This window comes from Marinovum sedimenti (genome assembly GCF_054052205.1).
In genome coordinates this window covers 1922262-1942351 of record NZ_CM133223.1, presented here as the reverse complement: position 1 = coordinate 1942351, position 20090 = coordinate 1922262, and the positions used below count along the sequence as shown (strand labels likewise).

Below are 20090 nucleotides of genomic sequence, written 5' to 3'. Positions count from 1 at the left end.
AAAGGATTAATTACGGAACGCGCGGCGGGTGCCTGCGCCGGGGCAGGGAATCGGGGCTTTCGGCCTTGTACACAGGCGCGCGATGTCTATAACCCACGACAATTTGCGCGATGCCCTCACCCCGCGCCGAATCCCGAGGTCCGATATGCCGAAAAGAACCGATATTCAGTCAATCATGATCATTGGCGCTGGTCCAATTGTCATTGGTCAAGCTTGCGAGTTTGATTACTCTGGTGCCCAGGCCTGCAAGGCGCTGCGCGAAGAAGGCTATCGGGTGGTCCTTGTGAACTCGAACCCGGCGACGATCATGACCGATCCGGGCCTTGCCGATGCCACCTACATCGAGCCGATCACCCCCGAAGTTGTCGCCAAGATCATCGAGAAAGAGCGCCCCGATGCGCTTTTGCCAACGATGGGCGGCCAGACCGGCCTTAACACCTCGCTTGCCCTCGAAGAGATGGGCGTGCTGGAAAAATATGGCGTCGAGATGATTGGCGCGAAACGCCATGCCATCGAAATGGCCGAAGACCGCAAACTGTTCCGCGAGGCGATGGACCGCATCGGGCTGGAAAACCCGAAAGCGACGATCATCACCGCCCCCAAGCGCGCCAACGGCAAGGCCGATCTGGATGCGGGCGTGCAGATGGCGCTCGACGAGTTGGAAGAGATCGGCCTGCCCGCGATCATCCGCCCCGCCTTTACCCTTGGCGGCACCGGTGGCGGCGTCGCTTATAACCGCGAGGATTACATCCACTTTTGCCGCACCGGCATGGATGCCTCGCCGGTCAATCAGATCCTCGTCGACGAGTCGCTGCTTGGCTGGAAAGAGTTCGAGATGGAGGTCGTGCGCGACAAGGCGGACAACGCGATCATCGTCTGCGCCATTGAAAACGTCGATCCGATGGGCGTGCACACCGGCGACTCGATCACCGTGGCCCCGGCGCTGACGCTGACCGACAAAGAATACCAGATCATGCGCAACGGCTCGATTGCGGTCCTGCGCGAGATTGGCGTCGAAACCGGCGGGTCCAATGTGCAATGGGCTGTGAACCCCGCCGACGGCCGCATGGTTGTGATCGAGATGAACCCACGGGTCAGCCGCTCGTCGGCGCTGGCCTCCAAGGCGACAGGCTTCCCGATTGCCAAAATCGCGGCCAAACTGGCGGTGGGCTATACGCTCGATGAGCTCGACAACGACATCACCAAGGTCACGCCTGCGTCGTTTGAGCCGACCATCGACTATGTTGTCACCAAGATCCCGAAATTCGCCTTTGAAAAGTTCCCAGGTGCCAAGCCCTATCTGACCACTGCGATGAAATCCGTGGGCGAGGCGATGGCCATTGGCCGCACCATCCACGAATCGCTGCAAAAGGCGCTGGCCTCGATGGAATCGGGCCTCACCGGTTTTGATGAGGTCGAGATTGAAGGTGCGCCCGCCAAATCCGCCGTGGTCAAGGCAATCAGCCAGCAAACTCCGGACCGGATGCGCACCATTGCCCAAGCGATGCGCCACGGGCTGAGCGACGCCGAAATCCACGACGTCACCATGTTCGACCCTTGGTTCCTTGCCCGCATCCGCGAGATCGTCGAGGCCGAAGAACGGGTGAAGTCCGAAGGGCTTCCGGGCGATGAGGCTGGCCTGCGCGCGCTCAAGATGATGGGCTTTACCGATGCCCGTCTGGCCAAGCTGACCGGCTTTTCGGAAAAAGACGTGCGCAACCGCCGGATCGCGAAGAACGTTATCGCCTCGTTCAAACGGATCGACACCTGTGCCGCCGAATTCGAGGCGCAGACGCCGTATATGTATTCCACGTACGAAGCCCCGATGATGGGCGAAGTCGAGTGTGAAGCGCGGCCCTCGGACAAGAAAAAGGTCGTCATCCTTGGCGGCGGTCCCAACCGGATTGGTCAGGGCATCGAGTTCGATTATTGCTGCTGTCACGCCTGTTACGCGCTGACCGACGCGGGGTATGAGACCATCATGGTCAACTGCAACCCCGAGACCGTCAGCACCGATTATGACACCTCGGACCGTCTGTATTTCGAGCCGCTGACCTTTGAACACGTGATGGAAATCCTGCGGGTTGAGCAAGACAACGGCACGCTGCACGGGGTGATCGTTCAGTTCGGCGGTCAGACGCCGCTGAAGCTTGCCAACGCGCTGGAATCCGAAGGCATCCCGATCCTCGGCACCACGCCCGACATGATCGATCTTGCCGAAGACCGCGAGCGTTTTCAGGCGCTTGTCAACCAGCTTGGCCTCAAGCAACCCAAGAACGGCATTGCTTCGACCGATGCACAGGCGCTGGCAATTGCGGATGACATCGGCTTCCCGCTGGTGATCCGCCCGTCGTATGTTTTGGGGGGCCGCGCGATGGAAATCGTCCGCGATATGGCGCACCTCGAACGCTATATCAAAGAGGCGGTTGTGGTCTCGGGTGACAGCCCGGTGCTGCTCGACAGCTATCTCTCCGGCGCGGTTGAACTTGATGTTGACGCGCTCTGCGATGGCGAACAGGTCCATGTGGCCGGCATCATGCAGCACATCGAAGAGGCCGGCGTCCACTCGGGCGACAGTGCCTGTTCGCTGCCGCCTTATTCGCTGTCGGATGAGGTGTTGGCCGAGATCAAGGTCCAGACTGAGGCATTGGCCCGCGCGCTGAACGTGGTTGGCCTGATGAACATTCAATTCGCGATCAAGGATGGCGACATCTACCTGATCGAGGTCAACCCGCGCGCCTCGCGCACCGTGCCGTTTGTCGCCAAAGCGACCGACAGCGCGATTGCGTCGATTGCGGCGCGTGTGATGGCGGGCGAAAAGCTGTCGGCCTTCCCGCAGCGTCCGCCTTATCCGGACAACGCCGATTACGACACGGTTCTGCCGCTGGCCGACCCGATGACCCTGGCCGATCCGAACATGCCGTGGTTCTCGGTCAAAGAGGCGGTGCTGCCCTTCGCGCGCTTCCCCGGTGTCGATACCATCCTTGGGCCGGAAATGCGCTCGACCGGCGAAGTCATGGGCTGGGATCGGTCGTTTGCGCGTGCCTTCCTCAAGGCGCAGATGGGCGCAGGCATGGTTCTTCCCGAAGGCGGCAAGGTGTTCTTTTCCATCAAAGACTCCGACAAAACGCCCGCGCTGGTCGAGACCGCGCAAATCCTGCACGACCTGGGATTTGCCATCGTCGCAACAAGCGGCACAGCGGCGTTCCTGGGCGAGCATGGGCTGAAGGCCGAATTGGTCAAGAAGGTCTATGAAGGCCGGCCCAACGTGGTGGATATGTTGAAAAACAGCGAGATCACGTTGGTGATGAACACCACCGAAGGCGCTGCGGCGGTCGAAGACTCGCGCGAAATCCGCTCGGTCGCGCTGTATGACAAGATCCCGTATTTCACCACGGCCGCTGCGGCCCATGCCGCCGCACTGGCGATGCAGGCGCGCAATGAAGGCGAGCTGGTGGTGAAATCCTTGCAGGGGTAAGGGGCACTTCCTTTCCTGCAATTCACAAAAAAAAGGTGGGCAAATTTGCCCACCTTTTTCATTTTAACACGTCAGAAGTCAGAGGTCAGAACCGCCAGTCAAACTGACGGATCAGCGACACGCCAACGCTGGCCTGATCACGGCTGCCGGCGCGGGTGATCGGGCTGTCCTCGAAATCGCCCATCAGACGTTCCCAACCCAGCTTGCCTTCAATCGCCCAAGTGTCGGACAATTCCTGGCGTGCGATCAGCTCGATCCCGACCGATTTAAGGCCGCCTTCGGCCGAATACTTGGAGAGGTTGGCCGCCGACGAGGGCACCGAGAAATAGGTCTCGGCATATTCGTCGTTGGCAAAGGTCGCGCGCGGACCAAAGCGAAGCGTGGTGTCCGGGCCGGGGCGCAAGATTGCGTTTGCAGCGAGGTCGCCAACGATGCCTTCGTGACCGTTAAAGCCACGGCGCACGGCGGCGGACACTTCGGCGTAGTCCCAAGTGTAGCCCACGGACAGGCCGACTTCGACCGTCCATTCGACATCATCAATGCCCTTCAACTCGGAGTATTCCGAGGAATCGCGCTTGGAGACAAAGCCGAACGACGGGGCGAACGACAGGCCATAGCTTTCGCCATCGCCACCAACGGATAGGCCGCCGAGCGACAGAGAATTCAGGCCGCCCTGGAACGACGGGCCGGATTTGTATTCATCCGAGCCTTCGTAGGCGGGGGAAAAGTTCAGTCCGCCACCAAGCTCGAAAGAGATGTGGTTGTCCTGCGCGAGAACGGCAGCAGGCGCGAGAGCAAGCGCGAGCGAGGCTGCGCTGGCATGGCGGAACAGAGTGCGATGCGGCATTGAAGCCTCCGAATCATGAAAAAAGGGGCCCGGCGAACCGGACCCAAGGAAAGTGATCGCAGTTTATCGCGCCGAAATCAATTCGCGGCGTTGAGCGTGAGCGATGCCAGGCCGAGTGCCAGGTTGATGCCCTGAACGCCTTCGACGCTGACCGGCTGCAGGCCGATTTGTTTGTTCGAGCCGCCGACAAGTGCGTTCGCTCCAAGGCCGATGCCCAGCGATGCGCCAGCCGAAACGCCAAGGTAGGTGCCGGCCAGAGCGAAGTCGCCCGGCTTGTTTTCAGCTGTGGTGAACACGACCCAGGTCATATAGCTGCGCTCGGTTTTGCCGATATCGAGGCCGAGTTTGTCCATCGAGCCGGTGTAGGATTCAACCGCGCCGTTGCTGTGTTTGAACTCGCAGGCCACCGCTTTGGAGGAGCCAATGAACGCGCCCCAGCCGCCTTCGATGGTGCAATCCAATGCGCCGATCTGCTGGCCTTTGACCTCGGATGCCGGTTTGATCTCGGTCATTTTGCCTTCGATCGTGGTGCTTTGCGCCATTGCGCCTGACGCGGTGAAAACTGCCAAAGTTGCGGCCAGGCTGATTTTCGAAAGTGTCTTGTTCATCGTGATATTCTCCGGTTGCTCCGGGCCGCACGCTGGTAAGCGGCGGCTCGGGTTGTCGGTGACGTTTCCATTCAGAGGCCGCACCGGGAACCTGAGGAATGAAATAGGCTGAGTCTAAAAGTAAGTAAAATTCATAATATTTAGGGGTTAACAGAGTTTTGCTTATGGAAGATCTTAGACGGAATAGCCCCACCAGATCAGCACGAGGCCCAGCACGACCCGGTAGATGACATAGGGGGTGAAGCTGACAGAGCGGAGCAGCCGCATCATCAGCGTGAGGGCGAGGAGGGCGGAGAAGAACGCGAAGACCGCGCCGATGCCAGCCATGCGCAGCATCTCCCAATCAGCGTCTCCCACGACTTCGGCGCCCAAAAGCACGCCAGAGGCGATGATTGTCGGGATCGACATCAGCATCGAAATCCGCGCGGCCTCTGCACGGCCAAAGCCCAATGCCCGCGCGCCAGTGATCACGATCCCTGAACGGGATGTGCCTGGGATGAGTGCCACCGCCTGCCAGAGGCCCAAGATCCAGGCTTGGCGCGTGCTCCAATCCTTGGTTTCAAGCGCCGACGTGCCTTTCTGATCGGCCCACCACAGCACCAGCCCGAACAGCAACATCGCCCAGCCAATCACCGTGACAGACCGCATGGCGTCGTCCAATCCGGTGAGTTTGAGTATTAGCCCGAAAATAATCACCGGAATGGTGGCGATGATCAAAAGATAGGCAAGCTTTGCGCCGGCGGTGTCGATCCGGCCGCGAAACAGGCGGGGGAGGCCGCCAATCGCCTCGCGCACGTCGGACCAGAAGTAGAGGATGACGGCGCCAAGCGTGCCGACATGTACGGCGACGTCGATTGCTTGTCCTTGGTCGGCCATTCCGGTGAGATTCGGCAGCAGGATTAGGTGGCCGGAACTGGAAACGGGGAGGAATTCCGTCACCCCTTGGATCACGGCGACAAGCAAAAGATGAAAAAGTGTCATAGGGTGCGGCCTTTAGTCTAACTTTGGGTAAGTATAAACTCTATATAAAACAAAGGGAAATCAGAACTTATATCCGGTCCGGCCCTATATTTTCTGCTTTGCGGCAAAATTGGCAGGTCGGGAGAGCGAATATCGCCATAAAAGGTCAGCACTTCTGACTTTTCATGGGTTTCATCCTGTTGTAGAAGGCAGTTAACTCATTAAATGACCGGAGCTGAGCAGAGATGGCCAAGCAGCCGATGTTGAAATTCGTGCAGATCGAACGCGACATGCCACAGAAGCGTGATGCTAATGTGCGTAATAGCGATTTCGATGAAATTTATCAGGAATATGCAAGGGCAAAGGCCGAAGAGCAGGCCAGCCGGTGCAGCCAGTGTGGGGTGCCCTATTGCCAGAGCCACTGCCCGCTGCACAATAACATTCCCGATTGGCTTAACCTGACGGCGCAGGGGCGTCTTAAGGAAGCTTACGAAATCAGTCAGGCCACCAATACCTTCCCCGAAATCTGCGGCCGCATCTGCCCGCAGGATCGGCTGTGCGAAGGCAATTGCGTGATCGAACAATCGGGCCATGGCACCGTGACCATCGGCTCGGTCGAGAAATACATCACCGACACCGCGTGGGAAAATGGCTGGGTTCTGCCCGCCAATCCGACGCAGGAACGTGTTGAAAGCGTTGGCATTATCGGCGCTGGCCCCGGTGGGCTGGCGGCGGCGGACGTGCTGCGGCGCGCCGGTGTGCAGGTCACGGTCTATGACCGCTATGACCGCGCGGGCGGCTTGCTGACCTACGGTATCCCCGGCTTCAAGCTGGAAAAAGACATCGTTTTGCGCCGCAACAAACAGCTCGAAGCGGGCGGCGTGACCTTTAAGATGAATTGCGCTGTGGGCGAGGATATCTCGTTTGAAGACATCCGCGCCGCGCATGATGCGGTGATCATTGCCACCGGCGTTTACAAGTCGCGCGACCTCAAAGGGCCGGGCAGTGGGGCCAAAGGCATCGTCAAGGCGATTGACTACCTCACCGCGTCGAACCGTGCCGCCAACTTTGGCGACACCGTGCCGGAATTTGAGAGCGGCGAGCTGAATGCCAAGGGCAAGAAAGTTGTCGTGATCGGCGGCGGTGACACGGCGATGGACTGTGTGCGCACCGCCATCCGCCAGGGCGCCGAGAGCGTGAAGTGCCTGTATCGTCGTGACCGGGCCAACATGCCGGGCAGCCAACGCGAAGTGGCCAATGCCGAGGAAGAAGGCGTTCAGTTTGAATGGCTTACCGCGCCTCAGGGCTTTACCGGCGACGACGTTTCCGGCGTGATGATCCAGCGTATGCGTCTGGGCCACCCCGACGCGAGCGGACGCCAAGCGCCCGAAGTGATCGAGGGCAGCGACTATATCGAGGACTCTGATCTGGTGATCAAAGCGCTTGGTTTTGAGCCGGAAGACCTGCCGACGCTGTGGGGCGCGCCAGAGCTTTCCGTCACGCGCTGGGGCACGGTGAAGGCCGAGTTTGAAAGCGGCGCGACCGATCTGGAAGGCGTGTACGCCGTGGGTGACATCGTGCGCGGTGCCTCGCTTGTGGTCTGGGCCATCCGCGACGGACGCGACTGTGCGGCGGCCATTCTCAAGCGTTTTAACGCCAAAGTGACCTCGCCCATCGCCGCCGAATAAGAGGCATTTGGGGGCATTTGACCTATCTATCTGGTCAGAAGCCCCCGTTTTCCCAGTTTTCGGCGATTGGTCACAATGGCTGACCTGAAATCCGAAGATGTGAACGGACCTTAACGAATGAGCCAACAGCAACCGACCGATGCGCCCTTGGGGCAGCATAAAGAGCCACACACAGGTCAGTGTCTGTGTGGCGCGGTGACGTTCACCGCGGCGCGGCTTGGTCAGTTTGGTGTCTGCCATTGTGTGCAGTGCCGCCGGTGGACCGGATCGGCGCTGTTCAGCGTTGAGATTGCAGCGGCGGATATGGTGATTGCGGGCGAAGAGTCGATCCGGGTTTTTCGCTCGTCGGACATCGCGAGCCGCAGTTCCTGTGATACCTGCGGCAGCCCGTTGTGGTATCGTCACGACAAGGGTGTCGATGGCGCCGGCGATTACGCGGTTACTTTGGGGCTGCTGGATGCGCCGGACGGGCTTTGCCTCGCCAGAGAAATATTCATTGATCAAAAGCCCGACAGCTTTGCGCTGGCAGGCGAACACACACGAATGACGCGGGCAGAGCTTTTTGCGGCGCGTGGCATCGATACAGAAGGAGCCTGAAGTCATGACCAAATATGATGCAGAGTGGGTGCGGGCCGAAGAAGCCAAGCGCAAGTGGATGAACGACAACGGCATGTTCCGCGAGGAGCATGAACATTCGTCCTGCGGCGTGGGCCTTGTGGTTGCGATGAATGGCAAGCCGTCGCGGCAGGTTGTTGAAAACGGCATCAACGCGCTGAAGGCGATTTGGCACCGCGGCGCTGTGGATGCCGATGGCATGACCGGCGATGGCGCGGGCATTCACGTTCAGATCCCTGTGCCGTTCTTTTACGATCAGGTGCGTCGCACCGGCCACGAGCCGCGCGAAAACCAGCTGTTGGCCGTGGGGCAGGTTTTCCTGCCGCGCACCGATTTCGGCGGTCAGGAGACTTGCCGGACCATCGTTGAGACCGAAGTGCTTCGGATGGGGTATTACATCTATGGCTGGCGCCATGTGCCGGTGGATGTCAGCGTGCTGGGCGACAAGGCGAATGCCACCCGCCCCGAGATTGAACAGATCCTGATTTCCAACTCCAAAGGGGTGGATGAAGAGACATTTGAGCGCGAGCTTTATGTTATTCGTCGCCGCATCGAAAAGGCGGCGGGCGCTGTTGGGATCAAGGAATTGTACCTTGCGTCGCTGTCGTGCCGGTCGATCATTTACAAAGGCATGATGCTGGCCGAGCAGGTTGCGGAGTTCTATCCCGACCTCAAGGATGAGCGGTTCGAGAGCGCTTTTGCGATCTATCACCAGCGGTATAGCACCAACACCTTCCCGCAGTGGTGGTTGGCGCAGCCGTTCCGCATGTTGGCGCATAACGGCGAGATCAACACGCTGAAGGGCAACCTTAACTGGATGAAATCGCACGAGATCCGTATGGCCTCGGCGACATTTGGTGAGCTGGCTGACGATATCAAGCCGATTGTGCCGCTGGGGTCTTCGGATTCGGCGGCCTTGGATTCGGTGTTCGAGGTGCTGGTGCGTGCCGGTCGGTCTGCGCCGATGGCGAAGACGATGCTGGTGCCGGAGTCGTGGAGCAAGCAGGCGGTGGAATTGCCGCAGGCGTGGCGCGATATGTATTCCTATTGCAACTCGGTGATGGAGCCGTGGGACGGCCCTGCTGCGCTTGCGATGACTGATGGTCGTTGGGTGTGTGCCGGGCTTGACCGCAACGGTCTGCGGCCGATGCGCTATGTTGTGACCGGCGATGGTCTGGTGATTGCCGGGTCTGAGGCCGGGATGGTGCCGATTGATCAGGCGACTGTGGTTGAGAAGGGCGCTCTTGGGCCGGGGCAGATTTTGGCTGTCGATATGGCCGAGGGCAAGCTGTACCACGACACCGAGATCAAGGATACGCTGGCAGAGTCGCGTCCGTTTGGCGATTGGGTTGGCAAGATCACCGAGCTTGACAGCGAGCTGGCCGGTGTGACCGAGAAGGCGATGTTTGAGGGTGCGGATCTGCGTAAGCGGCAGATTGCGGCGGGATATAGCATTGAGGAATTGGAGCAGGTGCTGGCGCCGATGGCCGAGGACGGTAAGGAGATGATCGCGTCGATGGGCGATGATACCCCGTCGGCGGTTTTGTCGACCAAGTATCGTCCGTTGAGCCACTACTTCCGGCAGAACTTTAGCCAGGTGACGAACCCGCCGATTGACAGCTTGCGGGAATTCCGGGTGATGAGCCTGAAGACGCGGTTTGGCAACCTCAAGAACGTGCTGGATGAGAGCAGTGCGCAGACCGAAATCTTGGTGCTCGACAGCCCGTTTGTAGGCAACGCGCAGTTTGATGATCTGCGGGGGCATTTCAACGCCGATATGGTGGTGATTGACTGTACGTTCCCGGTGGACGGGGGCGACGGTGCGCTGCGTGATGGGCTGGCCCGGATCCGGGCCGAGGCCGAGGATGCGGTGCGTTCGGGCGCCGGGCATCTTGTGCTGACGGATGAGGCGCTTGGGGCCGAGAAGATCGGCATGCCGATGATCCTTGCCACCAGTGCGGTGCACAGCCACCTGACGCGCAAGGGGCTGCGGACCTTCTGCTCGCTCAACGTGCGCTCGGCGGAATGCATTGATCCGCATTACTTTGCCGTGCTGATTGGCGCGGGCGCGACCGTGGTCAACGCTTACCTTGCCGAAGACAGCATTGCCGACCGGATTGGCCGTGGCCTGCTGGACGGTACGCTGACCGAGAACGTGGCGCGGTATCGTGCGGCGGTGGACAGCGGTTTGCTCAAGATCATGTCCAAGATGGGCATCTCGGTGATGTCGTCCTATCGCGGCGGTCTGAACTTTGAGGCCGTGGGCCTGAGCCGGGCGATGTGTGCGGAATACTTCCCCGGTATGCTGAGCCGAATTTCCGGCATCGGTGTCAGCGGCATCCAGAAAAAGCTGCAAGACGTGCATGGGCTGGCCTATCGCCAAGGCCGTGACGTGCTGCCGATTGGTGGGTTCTACAAGGCGCGCAAATCGGGCGAGACCCATGCCTGGGGCGCGCAGACCATGCATATGATGCAGATGGCGTGTAACACCGCGTCATTCTCGCTTTGGAAGAAATACAGCCAAGCGATGCAGGCGAACCCGCCGATCCATCTGCGCGATCTGCTGGCGATCAAACCGCTGGGCGAAGCTGTGCCGATTGAGCAAGTGGAAAGCGTGACCGCGATCCGCAAACGGTTTGTGACGCCGGGGATGTCGCTGGGGGCGCTGTCGCCTGAGGCGCACAAAACGCTGAACGTGGCGATGAACCGGATTGGCGCACGCTCGGATTCTGGTGAGGGCGGCGAAGATCCGGCGCACTTTGTGCCAGAGCCGAATGGCGACAACCCAAGCGCCAAGATCAAACAGGTGGCTTCGGGGCGTTTTGGCGTTACGGCGGAGTATCTGAACCAGTGCGAAGAGCTTGAGATCAAGGTCGCGCAGGGGGCCAAGCCGGGTGAAGGCGGGCAGCTTCCGGGGATGAAAGTCACCGATCTGATCGCGCGTTTGCGCCATTCGACCAAAGGCGTGACGCTGATTTCACCGCCGCCGCACCACGACATCTATTCGATCGAAGACCTTGCGCAGCTGATCTATGACCTGAAACAGATCAACCCGCGCTGTAAGGTGACGGTAAAGCTGGTGGCGTCTTCGGGCGTTGGCACGATTGCCGCCGGTGTGGCCAAGGCCAAGGCCGATGTGATCCTGATTTCGGGCCACAATGGCGGCACGGGTGCTTCGCCTGCGACCTCGATCAAATATGCGGGTCTGCCGTGGGAAATGGGTCTGACCGAAGCGCACCAAGTGCTTGCGATGAACAACCTGCGCGAACGCATCACCCTGCGGACCGATGGCGGGCTGCGCACCGGGCGTGACATTGTCATGGCGGCGATGATGGGGGCCGAGGAATACGGCATCGGCACTGCGGCGCTGATTGCGATGGGCTGTATCATGGTGCGTCAGTGCCAGAGCAACACCTGCCCGGTGGGCGTGTGTACTCAGGATGAGGCGCTGCGCGGCAAGTTCACCGGCAATGCCGATAAGGTGGTGAATCTGATCACCTTCTATGCGCAGGAAGTGCGTGAAGTGCTGGCCTCGATTGGGGCGAAATCGATGGATGATGTGATTGGCCGTGCCGATCTGTTGACGCAGGTTTCGCGTGGGTCGGACCATCTTGATGACCTCGATCTTAACCCGCTGTTGATCACCGTCGATGGCGCGCATGACATCAAGTACGACCGCAACAAGCCGCGCAACCCGGTGCCGGATACGCTCGACGCCGAGATTGTGCGCGATGCGCAGCGGTTCCTGGAAGATGGCGAAAAGATGCAGCTGCAATATGCGGTGCAGAACACCCATCGGACCGTGGGCACCCGGACCTCTTCGCATATCGTGAAGAATTTCGGCATGCGCAACACGCTGCAACCCGATCACCTGACGGTGAAACTGCAAGGGTCGGCGGGGCAATCGCTCGGGGCCTTTGCGGCGCCGGGGCTGAAGCTCGAAGTGTCGGGCGATGCCAACGATTATGTTGGCAAGGGCCTGTCGGGTGGCACGATTGTGGTGCGTCCGCCGATGGTGTCGCCGTTGCGGGCGCGTGACAATACGATCATCGGCAACACCGTGCTGTATGGTGCGACGGCTGGTTTCCTGTTTGCGGCGGGCCGCGCGGGCGAACGCTTTGCGGTGCGCAACTCGGGCGCGACCGTGGTGATCGAGGGCTGTGGCTCGAACGGTTGTGAGTACATGACCGGCGGCAAAGCGGTGATTCTTGGGTCGATCGGGGCCAACTTTGGCGCGGGGATGACCGGCGGCATGGCCTATATCTATGACCCGAAAGGCGAGACCGAAAAGCTGATCAACATGGAGACTTTGGTTGTTGGTCCGGTGGCGGTTGCGCATTGGGAAGACGAGCTGAAAGCGCTTATCGAGCGGCACGGCGAAGAGACCGGAAGCCGCGCGGCGGCGGATATCTTGCAGCATTGGGAGACGGAGAAGGCCAACTTCTTGCAGATTTGCCCGATTGAGATGCTCGACAAGCTGCCGCATCCGCTTTCGGTGGAAGACCAGGCCGTTCCGGCCGAATAAACCACGCCCTTTGCGGGAGTGAGACAGGCGCGCCGGGTCCCCTCGGCGCGCCTTTGCGTTTTGGCGCGGGGGGGGGCGCAGAATATGGCGCGGCTGGCCTAGGATTGGGCGAAATCTCTCGTTACTGTGCGGCCATGGCAGGCAAAAAGACATCAGCGAAACCGAAGAAAACGGCGGTGAAACGGGCGCGGATCCGTCCGGGGCGGTGGCTGTTTAAGTGGTGTGCGCGTGGGGTGGCGCTTGGGTTTTTGCTGGTGGTCGGGCTGGTGGTGCTGTTTGCGATCTTTAACCCGCCGAAGTCGATTTACATGCGGCAAGAGCAGGCGCGGCTGGGGCAGATCGATCATGTCTGGGTGCGGATGGAGAATATTGCGCCGGTGATGGCGCGCTCGGCTGTGGCGGCGGAGGATGCGAATTTTTGCAACCACTGGGGCTTTGACATGGCGGCGATCCGGGCGGCGATTGAAGCCGGGGGCAGTCGCGGGGCCTCGACGATCAGCCAGCAAGTGGTGAAGAATGTGTACCTTTGGCATGGGCGGACCTGGCTGCGCAAACTGCTGGAGGCGGGGATTACGCCGGTGGTTGAGGCGGTTTGGTCGAAGCAGCGGATCCTTGAGGTGTACCTGAACGTGGCGGAATTCGATGAGGGTGTGTTTGGCGTTGAGGCGGCGGCGCGGCATCATTTCGGCGTGGGACCGGGGCAGTTGAGCGATGTGCAGGCGGCGCGGTTGGCGGCGGTGCTGCCCAACCCCAAGGAGCGATCCGCGAGCAATCCGACGAACGCGGTGCGCAAACGGACGGCCTCGATCCGCGATGGGGCGGCGACGATTGCGAACGATGGGCGCGCGGGTTGTTTTGAGTGAGCGGCAAAATTCTTTCAAAGAATTTTGAAAATTCCATCAATGGAATTTGGTGGCGTCCGGGTTAGGGGGCATCGTCTTTCGTGCGGCGGTGGCGCAGGCCGGACATGGCGCGGTAAATCTCGCGGCGGGCGCGGTTGATAAAGCCGAGGGGGCGATGCGCGGGCAGGCTCATCCACGGTGAAAACGCGAGGCTTTCGGCCAACATGTCCTTGGCTGCGGTGTTGCTTTGCTGTGGCAGTGTCAGCTCGGCGATTTTGACGTAGCGTGCGCCGGCCTGCTCCCAATCGACCATCGGGTTTTCCACTGGATGCGCCGCCGGGTCGGACTGGATCACAACGCCAAAATCGAAGGTCGCCGCGTGCTCCCCGAGTTCGGACCATAGTGCGTTTCGCAGGCCATCCGGGGTGGTCGCCGTTGGGGTGGCGCGCCCGTGGCCGGTGCATGTGTACTTCACCGCCTGACCGTTGCCCAAGAGATAGGGCACCGTGCTGTGATAGGTCAGCGCGAGGGGAGAGCCGGCATTGCGGGCGACGAAGGCCTTGGCGGCGGTGAAGGTTTTGCGGTGGAACGCCAGAAGCATCCCGCCGCCCAACACGGCCCGCAGCAGCCGCAGCGGGGTCAGCCCGTTGCCGCGCAGGTTTAACAGCGGGGTGAAATGCCGGTTAAAGGCGCGGTAGTCGGCCATCGTGGCGGAGAAATAGGTCGGGGAGTCGACCAGAATGAAATCTTGCTGCGCGACGTGTCCCTTGCCCGGCATCAGCTTTTGCCCGGCGATCTCATAGAGCTTGATCGCCATGCCGCGCACGTCTTGTTCGGTGTCGTCGCGGGTGCCGCCGTTGGAAAACCTGACGTGGCAGCGATAGGCGGCACCGGGCTGAAACACGCCCTGCGCGAGGGGCGCGGGCAGGTCGTTGGCCACGCGAAAGACGCCCTCAACCAGCCCGTGATGCTTGCCATGTTGGCCGCGCTTGGCGGTGTTGCCGTCGGTCCAGACGGTCTTGAGATTCTGCGCCACCAGTGCCTGAATGTCGGCCGCTTCCCCCTTGGGGATGGTTTCCTCGGCCAGTTTCATAGCGTTTTGAGGTATTCCAGCAGCGTGGTTTTTTCGGCCTCGGGCAGATCGGTGCCATAGAGGTGGCCGCCGTTGCCGTTGCCAATCAGGGTGGTGTCGAACAGGAAGCCGCTGTCGCAGGCGAACCCTATGGTTTTGCTGTCGAAATCGGTGCAGCCGCGATAGAAGCTGGTGGGCCTGTCATCGGGCGCTGCGAGCAGGTCGGCCAGTGTGGGGACCGCGCCGTTGTGCAGGTAAGGCGCGCGCATCCAAAGGCCATCGAGCGGCATGTTGGCATAGCCTTCGGTCACGCGGTAGTTCTTGAAATTCCACGAGTATTTCTCGCCTACCTTGCCGAAATAGCCGACCATTTCCGCGTCGAACAACTGGGTGCGCTCGGTGTCTGTGCCGAGCTGCGCCGCATGGGTGACTTGCCCCATTTCGGCGCCGCCCACGTCATGGCAGGTGCCGCAACCTTCGCGGTCGTAGATCAGCTTGCCCTCGGCGGCGCGTGCCTCATCGTAAGGCACCGGGAAGGGTGGCGGCGGCAGGTCCATCAGCCAATCAGAGATCCGGTTGATCGCGTGCCGCTCAAGCAGCCATTCCGGCGCGCCGCCCGCCAGCGCGGCGGAAATATTGCGCTCGTCGAGCGAGCGATTGTTGCCATCCCAGTGAAACCAGCCGTCGAGCCGGATGCGCTGGTTCCAGACCGAGGGGAAATCGACGGTGCCGACGCGGCTGTCTTGCGCCGGCATAAGGCCCCAACGTTCGCGCCAGAAATTGCCGGCATCGGTGCGTCCGGGGCCATGTTCGGGGCGGGTGTTGAGCCAGGCGAGGCTGTCTTTCAGCCCGGCCACCTGCTCTTTCAGCTGGGGGAAAACGACAAAGCGCAGGACGATTTTTTCGATGAGTCCGGGGGTGCGGCCATTGGCTTCGGCGGCGAGAATCACCGCGTCGGCAGTCAGCCTGTCGTCATTTGAAGCGCGGGTGAGGAAGGCGATATAGCTTTGTAAATCCAAGGCGTTGGCCGGGGCACCAAGGACCATCTTTTCCGCGCCATCAATCCGATAGGTCGAGACATGGCAGGTGCCGCAGTTGAAGCCGACACGGTCGACCCCGATGCGGCGCACCGAGACGCCGATGGGCAGATCGTGGCCCGGCTCGGTCAGGAAACCGAAGGTGGCAAAGCCGTCGGGGAGATCGCTGGCAAAGATCGTCGGCAGTTCGCGCCAGATGGCATAGGGGAAGCCGTCAACCTCGGCCCCGATCGAGCCGTATTTGAAGTGGTCGTCGATGTCCTGAAAGTGGGTGGCGGGCCAAGGTTTGACCGTCAGACGCTTGAATTCAAGCACCAGGGCGGACCCAAGCAGGGCAAAGAAAACCAGGAAAATCAATTTCTTCATGATGCAACTCAAATGAGAATAAAATTAGACTAAACACGTAGGAGTGTGGCACACTCGGTTTTATTAATCGAGAAATTTTGCACCAAGGTCTTTGCTATGTCGCAACCCGATACCCCTATGATCCCTTTTGGCGCGGGCTGGAATTGGGCCGCGTGGCGGCGACCGTTTTTGCAGTTGAGCTGCATTTTGATCGGCGCGATGATGTTTTATCGCGGTTTGTTTAACCTGTTTGGCTACCCCGGAAATCTGGATCGGCTGGTCCTTGCGCCGGTGTTTTTCGGCGGTGTTTTCGGCATCGTTTTGATGTGGCGGGAGCTGCGGATTGGCTGGTGGATTTTCACCGCGCTGAATTTCTTTGTCGGGTTCTGGTTTATCTTTGTGCTCGAGGATATTTGGCAGCATCACGTCGCGCCGCACATCGTGTTTTCCGCCGTTTTCCTGCCGTTCTTAACGAAAATGAAACCATCAAAGGATTATGCCCGCTTGAAAGGGCGTGTGCTGGGCTGGCTGGGCAACACGCTGATGGGGCTGTTGCGTGTGGGATGGCTGGTGCGGGCGATTGAGGCTGTGCCTGCGCTGCACCGTTGGGTTAACGGGCTGGTGATCCACAAGATCGTCGGGCAGGCCCGGTTTCGGCCGCATGTGTTTTCCACGATGGCCCCTTATCCGTCGTGGTCGAGCCTGATGGACAGGCAATGGGCGGGGCGGCATCTGGGTGTGTCGACGATTGATCAGGCGGGTTTGCCCGCGCCGAAGGATTTGCAGAAGCTGTTCGCGCGTCCGGACGGCGAACAGAAGATGTGTCCGAAGTCGACCTGTCTGTTTCCTGCCTTTGCGCAGTATCTGACGGATGGATTTCTGCGCACCCTGCCAGAGAAGGACCCGATTACCGGCGAGGAGGATGAACAGAACCGTAAACGCAACAATTCCAACCATGAGATCGATATGTGCACGCTGTACGGGCGCACACCCGCTCATACGCGCGCGCTTCGGGTGAAAAATCCCGGCGTTTCGGAGCGGGGATTGCTGCGGTCTGAGATGCATGGCGGCGAGGAATATCCGCCGCGGTTGTTTAAAGACGGTGAGATTGATCCGGATTTCGCCGATCTTGATCCGCCTTTGGGGTTGGAAAACGTGCGGGCGGCGGTGGCCAGTGCGGTGCCGCAGGTGGCCGAGGCCGGGGTCGCGATGCGCGATGCGATCTTTGCGGTGGGCGGGGACCGGGTGAATTCGGTGCCGCAGGTGTCGATGATGAACACGCTTTGGCTGCGCGAACACAATCGGCTGGCGCGCGAGATGGGCGCGCGGCATCCGGACTGGGACGATGACCGGCTGTTCGAGACCGCGCGCAATGTGGTGATCGTGCAGTTCATCAAGATCGTGGTTGAGGACTATATCAACCATGTTGCGCCGGTGGAGCTGTCGTTGATGGCCGATCCGGAAGTGTGTTGGAATGCGCCGTGGAATAAGCCGAACTGGATCACCACGGAATTCAGTTTGTTGTATCGCTGGCATGCGCTGATCCCGGACCGGATTGTCTGGGGGGGGCGGGAATTGGAGGTGGATAAGAGCTATTTCCTGAACAATCTGCCGCTGCTTGACGTGGGTCTGAAGCGCGGGTTCGAGGATATGAGCGCGCAGAAAGCGGGGCTGTTGGGGCCTCGGAACACCACCAAGAGCCTGCTCGGGGTCGAGCGGGATTCGATCCGGCAGGGGCGAATTTGTGAACTGGCGTCGTATAACGATTATCGCGAATATCTGGGGCGGTCGCGGGTGAAGACCTTTGAAGAGATCAGCTCGGATCGGGATGTGGCGTGGCGGCTGCGCAAGGAATATGGCGATGTCGACCGGGTGGATTTCTTTGTTGGGATCTTTTGCGAGGACCGGGTGAAGGCGTCGCCTTTGCCGCAGACGATCCTGTCATTTGTGGCGCTGGATGCGTTTTCGCAGGCAATGCCCAATCCGCTGATGTCGCAGCATGTGTTTTCGCCGCCCGAAGGGTTTGAGGACGATCCGAAGATGGAGCACCCGGCGTTTTCGCGCTATGGCTGGGAGCAGATCGGGGCGTGTAAAACGCTGCGCGACGTGGTGGCGCGGAACGTGGAGACCCCTGAAACGCTTGGGTTTATTGCCATGACCCAGCCGGAGTGGCAGGGCGAGTAGGCCGGTGTTTTAGGGTGTTTTAGGGTGTTTTGGTCAAGGGGTGGGTGCGCACGCCAAGCTCGGTGAGGCGCGCGCGGGTTTGAACCTCGTGATTTTGCGCGGCACGGCGGACCCAGTCGGAGAAGCGTTTGACGATGCGGCGGCTTTTGTGCCGGTGCGGACAGGTCAGCCAATAGGCCGGCAGGTCGAGCGCGGGCAGGGCGGGGGCCAGGGGCACCAGATCGCCGGATTTGAGATCATCGAGGCACAACAAGGCGTTGTCGAGCGCGACGCCGCCGCCGCGTTTGGCCATTTCGATCGACATCGACGAGCGATCAAAGCGGAACGGATAGCTGACATCCTCCATGTCGATGCGCTGCGCCGCCAGCCAGACATCCCAGCGGCAGTGCGATTTGACGCTGTCGATCAGGCGGGCCTCGGCGAGAAGAGCCGCCGGCGTTTCGGCGCGCTCTTGCAGGCGGGCGAGGTAGGTCGGGCTGACCAAGGGCAACACGAGGTCGTTCATCACCGGTTCGACGCTGAGATCGGGCCAATCGCCGTGACCATAGCGCAGATCGAAATCCACCGGCTCGGTGTCGAAGGCGGTGAAATCCGGGGTGGCGTCGACGCGGATGTTCCAATCGGGGTTGGCCTCGGCAAAGTCGGCGATGCGCGGGCCAAGCCAGCGCACGCCAAACGACGGGCTGACGCGCAGGGTGAGCGCGCGCATGTGACGTTGGCGGCTGATCGCGGAGGTGGCGTTGCGCAGGGCGCCAAAGGCTTGGGTTGCGGTTTGAAACAGGCGGTCGCCATCGACGGTGAGCGTGAGCCGGCGCTTTTCGCGGCGGAAGAGTTTGACGCCGAACTGTGCCTCAAGCGCGCGGATCTGCTGGCTGACCGCTGAGGGCGAGACCGCGAGCTCGGCGGCGGCGAGCGTGACGGTGCCCAGACGGGCGACCGCTTCAAAATATTCCATAGCTTTGAGATTGATATCGCGCATGTCGCGACCCTAGACGGTGTTGGCCGCAGAGGAAATGCGCCCTGCGGTGCCGATCTGCCCCTTGTTCGGCGGATTTATGGCAGGTTTGGCGCGAGTGGTTGAACTGGCGTTGATTTCACGGCAAACAGACCCGGTACCCCCTTCCAGGATCCTGCCCGTCTATGGCCAAGCTTTATCACGCCCCCCTTTCCCCGTTCTGCCGCAAAGTTCGCCTTAGCCTGGCGGAAAAGAAGATCGAATGCGATCTGATTGAAGAACGATATTGGGAGCAAGACCCCGATTTCCTCCGCCGCAACCCGGCGGCCAAGGTGCCGGTTCTCAAGATCGACGGCAAGACGATGGCCGAAAGCGCGGCGATCTGTGAATGGCTGGAAGAGAAATATCCCGAGCCGAGCCTGATGCCGAAATCGACCGATGCGCGCTATGAGGTGCGGCGGCTGGTGTCCTGGTTTGACGACAAGTTTCACAACGAAGTGACGTCGAAGCTGTTGTATGAGCGGGTCAACAAGAAGGTGCAGGGCGCGGGATTTCCCGACAGCAAGAACGTGAAATCGGGCGCGAAGGCGATCAAGTATCACTTGGATTATCTGGCCTGGTTGCTGGATCACCGGCGTTGGTTGGCCGGGGATGTGATGACGCTGGCGGATTTCGCGGCGGCGGCGCATCTGTCATCGCTCGATTACATCTCGGATGTGGATTGGAACCGGTCGGCGGCGGTGAAGGATTGGTATGCCAAGATCAAGTCGCGGCCTGCGTTCCGCCGGATTTTGGCCGATCAGGTGCCGGGATTCCCGCCGCCGCGGCATTACAACGACTTGGATTTCTGAGGCGGGCTCCGGATTTTCGGGGGCCAGCCCGTCGCCCATTGGGCTTAAACCAATGGCGCCACAATGGACGACCCCCGCGGTAT

Annotated in this window: 13 protein-coding genes; 7 read left to right on the top strand and 6 right to left on the bottom strand. The window is 60.5% G+C overall.

Going from position 1 to position 20090, the window contains the following annotated elements; genetic code table 11:
* Positions 1–145 precede the first annotated feature (145 nt).
* A complete protein-coding gene (gene carB / locus ACW9UO_RS09360) occupies positions 146–3478 on the top strand; it encodes a carbamoyl-phosphate synthase large subunit (RefSeq protein ID WP_457085554.1) in 3333 nt (1110 codons plus the stop codon).
* 85 nt (positions 3479–3563) lie between these two features.
* Here carB and ACW9UO_RS09355 read toward each other — a convergent pair whose 3' ends face one another.
* From ACW9UO_RS09355 to ACW9UO_RS09345, 3 genes are all read right to left on the bottom strand, one after another.
* Positions 3564–4325 carry a MipA/OmpV family protein gene (locus ACW9UO_RS09355; protein WP_457085553.1) on the bottom strand — a complete coding sequence of 254 codons (762 nt, stop codon included), beginning with the start codon at positions 4323–4325 and terminating at the stop codon, positions 3564–3566.
* Between the two features lie 77 nt (positions 4326–4402).
* On the bottom strand, positions 4403–4933 hold the full coding sequence (locus tag ACW9UO_RS09350; protein WP_457085552.1) for a DUF992 domain-containing protein: 531 nt from the start codon (positions 4931–4933) through the stop codon (positions 4403–4405).
* 174 nt (positions 4934–5107) lie between these two features.
* On the bottom strand, positions 5108–5914 hold the full coding sequence (locus ACW9UO_RS09345) for an undecaprenyl-diphosphate phosphatase (protein WP_457085551.1): 807 nt from the start codon (positions 5912–5914) through the stop codon (positions 5108–5110).
* A 224-nt stretch (positions 5915–6138) separates the two neighbouring features.
* Between ACW9UO_RS09345 and ACW9UO_RS09340 the strand changes: the two genes are divergently transcribed.
* The 4 genes from ACW9UO_RS09340 (at position 6139) to mtgA (ending at position 13584) form a co-directional block, all read left to right on the top strand.
* Positions 6139–7581 (top strand): NAD(P)-dependent oxidoreductase, encoded by a 1443-nt coding sequence (locus ACW9UO_RS09340; protein ID WP_457085550.1) that lies wholly within the window; start codon positions 6139–6141, stop codon positions 7579–7581.
* A gap of 117 nt (positions 7582–7698) precedes the next feature.
* Positions 7699–8178 carry a GFA family protein gene (locus ACW9UO_RS09335; RefSeq protein ID WP_457085549.1) on the top strand — a complete coding sequence of 160 codons (480 nt, stop codon included), beginning with the start codon at positions 7699–7701 and terminating at the stop codon, positions 8176–8178.
* A 4-nt stretch (positions 8179–8182) separates the two neighbouring features.
* The gene (gene gltB / locus ACW9UO_RS09330) at positions 8183–12721 is read left to right on the top strand and encodes a glutamate synthase large subunit (RefSeq protein WP_457085548.1); all 4539 of its coding nucleotides are present in this window, start codon (positions 8183–8185) and stop codon (positions 12719–12721) included.
* Positions 12722–12855: 134 nt separating this feature from the next.
* Positions 12856–13584: a monofunctional biosynthetic peptidoglycan transglycosylase gene (mtgA, locus tag ACW9UO_RS09325; RefSeq protein ID WP_457085547.1), complete on the top strand. Its 729-nt coding sequence runs from the start codon at positions 12856–12858 to the stop codon at positions 13582–13584.
* A 61-nt stretch (positions 13585–13645) separates the two neighbouring features.
* On the opposite strand, the gene ACW9UO_RS09320 is transcribed toward mtgA, so the two are convergent.
* Positions 13646–14656, bottom strand: coding sequence for a catalase family protein (locus ACW9UO_RS09320; RefSeq protein WP_457085546.1), 1011 nt, complete (start codon positions 14654–14656; stop codon positions 13646–13648).
* Complete coding sequence (locus ACW9UO_RS09315) at positions 14653–16038, bottom strand: c-type cytochrome (RefSeq protein ID WP_457085545.1); 1386 nt, start codon at positions 16036–16038, stop codon at positions 14653–14655. The genes ACW9UO_RS09320 and ACW9UO_RS09315 overlap by 4 nt, the downstream gene beginning before the upstream one ends.
* Positions 16039–16155: 117 nt before the next feature.
* On the opposite strand from ACW9UO_RS09315, the gene ACW9UO_RS09310 reads away from it, so the two are divergent.
* Positions 16156–18201: a peroxidase family protein gene (locus ACW9UO_RS09310; protein WP_457085544.1), complete on the top strand. Its 2046-nt coding sequence runs from the start codon at positions 16156–16158 to the stop codon at positions 18199–18201.
* A gap of 19 nt (positions 18202–18220) precedes the next feature.
* Here the strand turns inward: ACW9UO_RS09310 and ACW9UO_RS09305 are convergent, their stop codons facing one another.
* Positions 18221–19180: a LysR substrate-binding domain-containing protein gene (locus ACW9UO_RS09305; RefSeq protein ID WP_457085543.1), complete on the bottom strand. Its 960-nt coding sequence runs from the start codon at positions 19178–19180 to the stop codon at positions 18221–18223.
* 161 nt (positions 19181–19341) lie between these two features.
* On the opposite strand from ACW9UO_RS09305, the gene fzlA reads away from it, so the two are divergent.
* Positions 19342–20007, top strand: a complete 666-nt coding sequence (fzlA, locus tag ACW9UO_RS09300; protein WP_457085542.1) for an FtsZ-binding protein FzlA — start codon at positions 19342–19344, stop codon at positions 20005–20007.
* Positions 20008–20090: the final 83 nt, after the last annotated feature.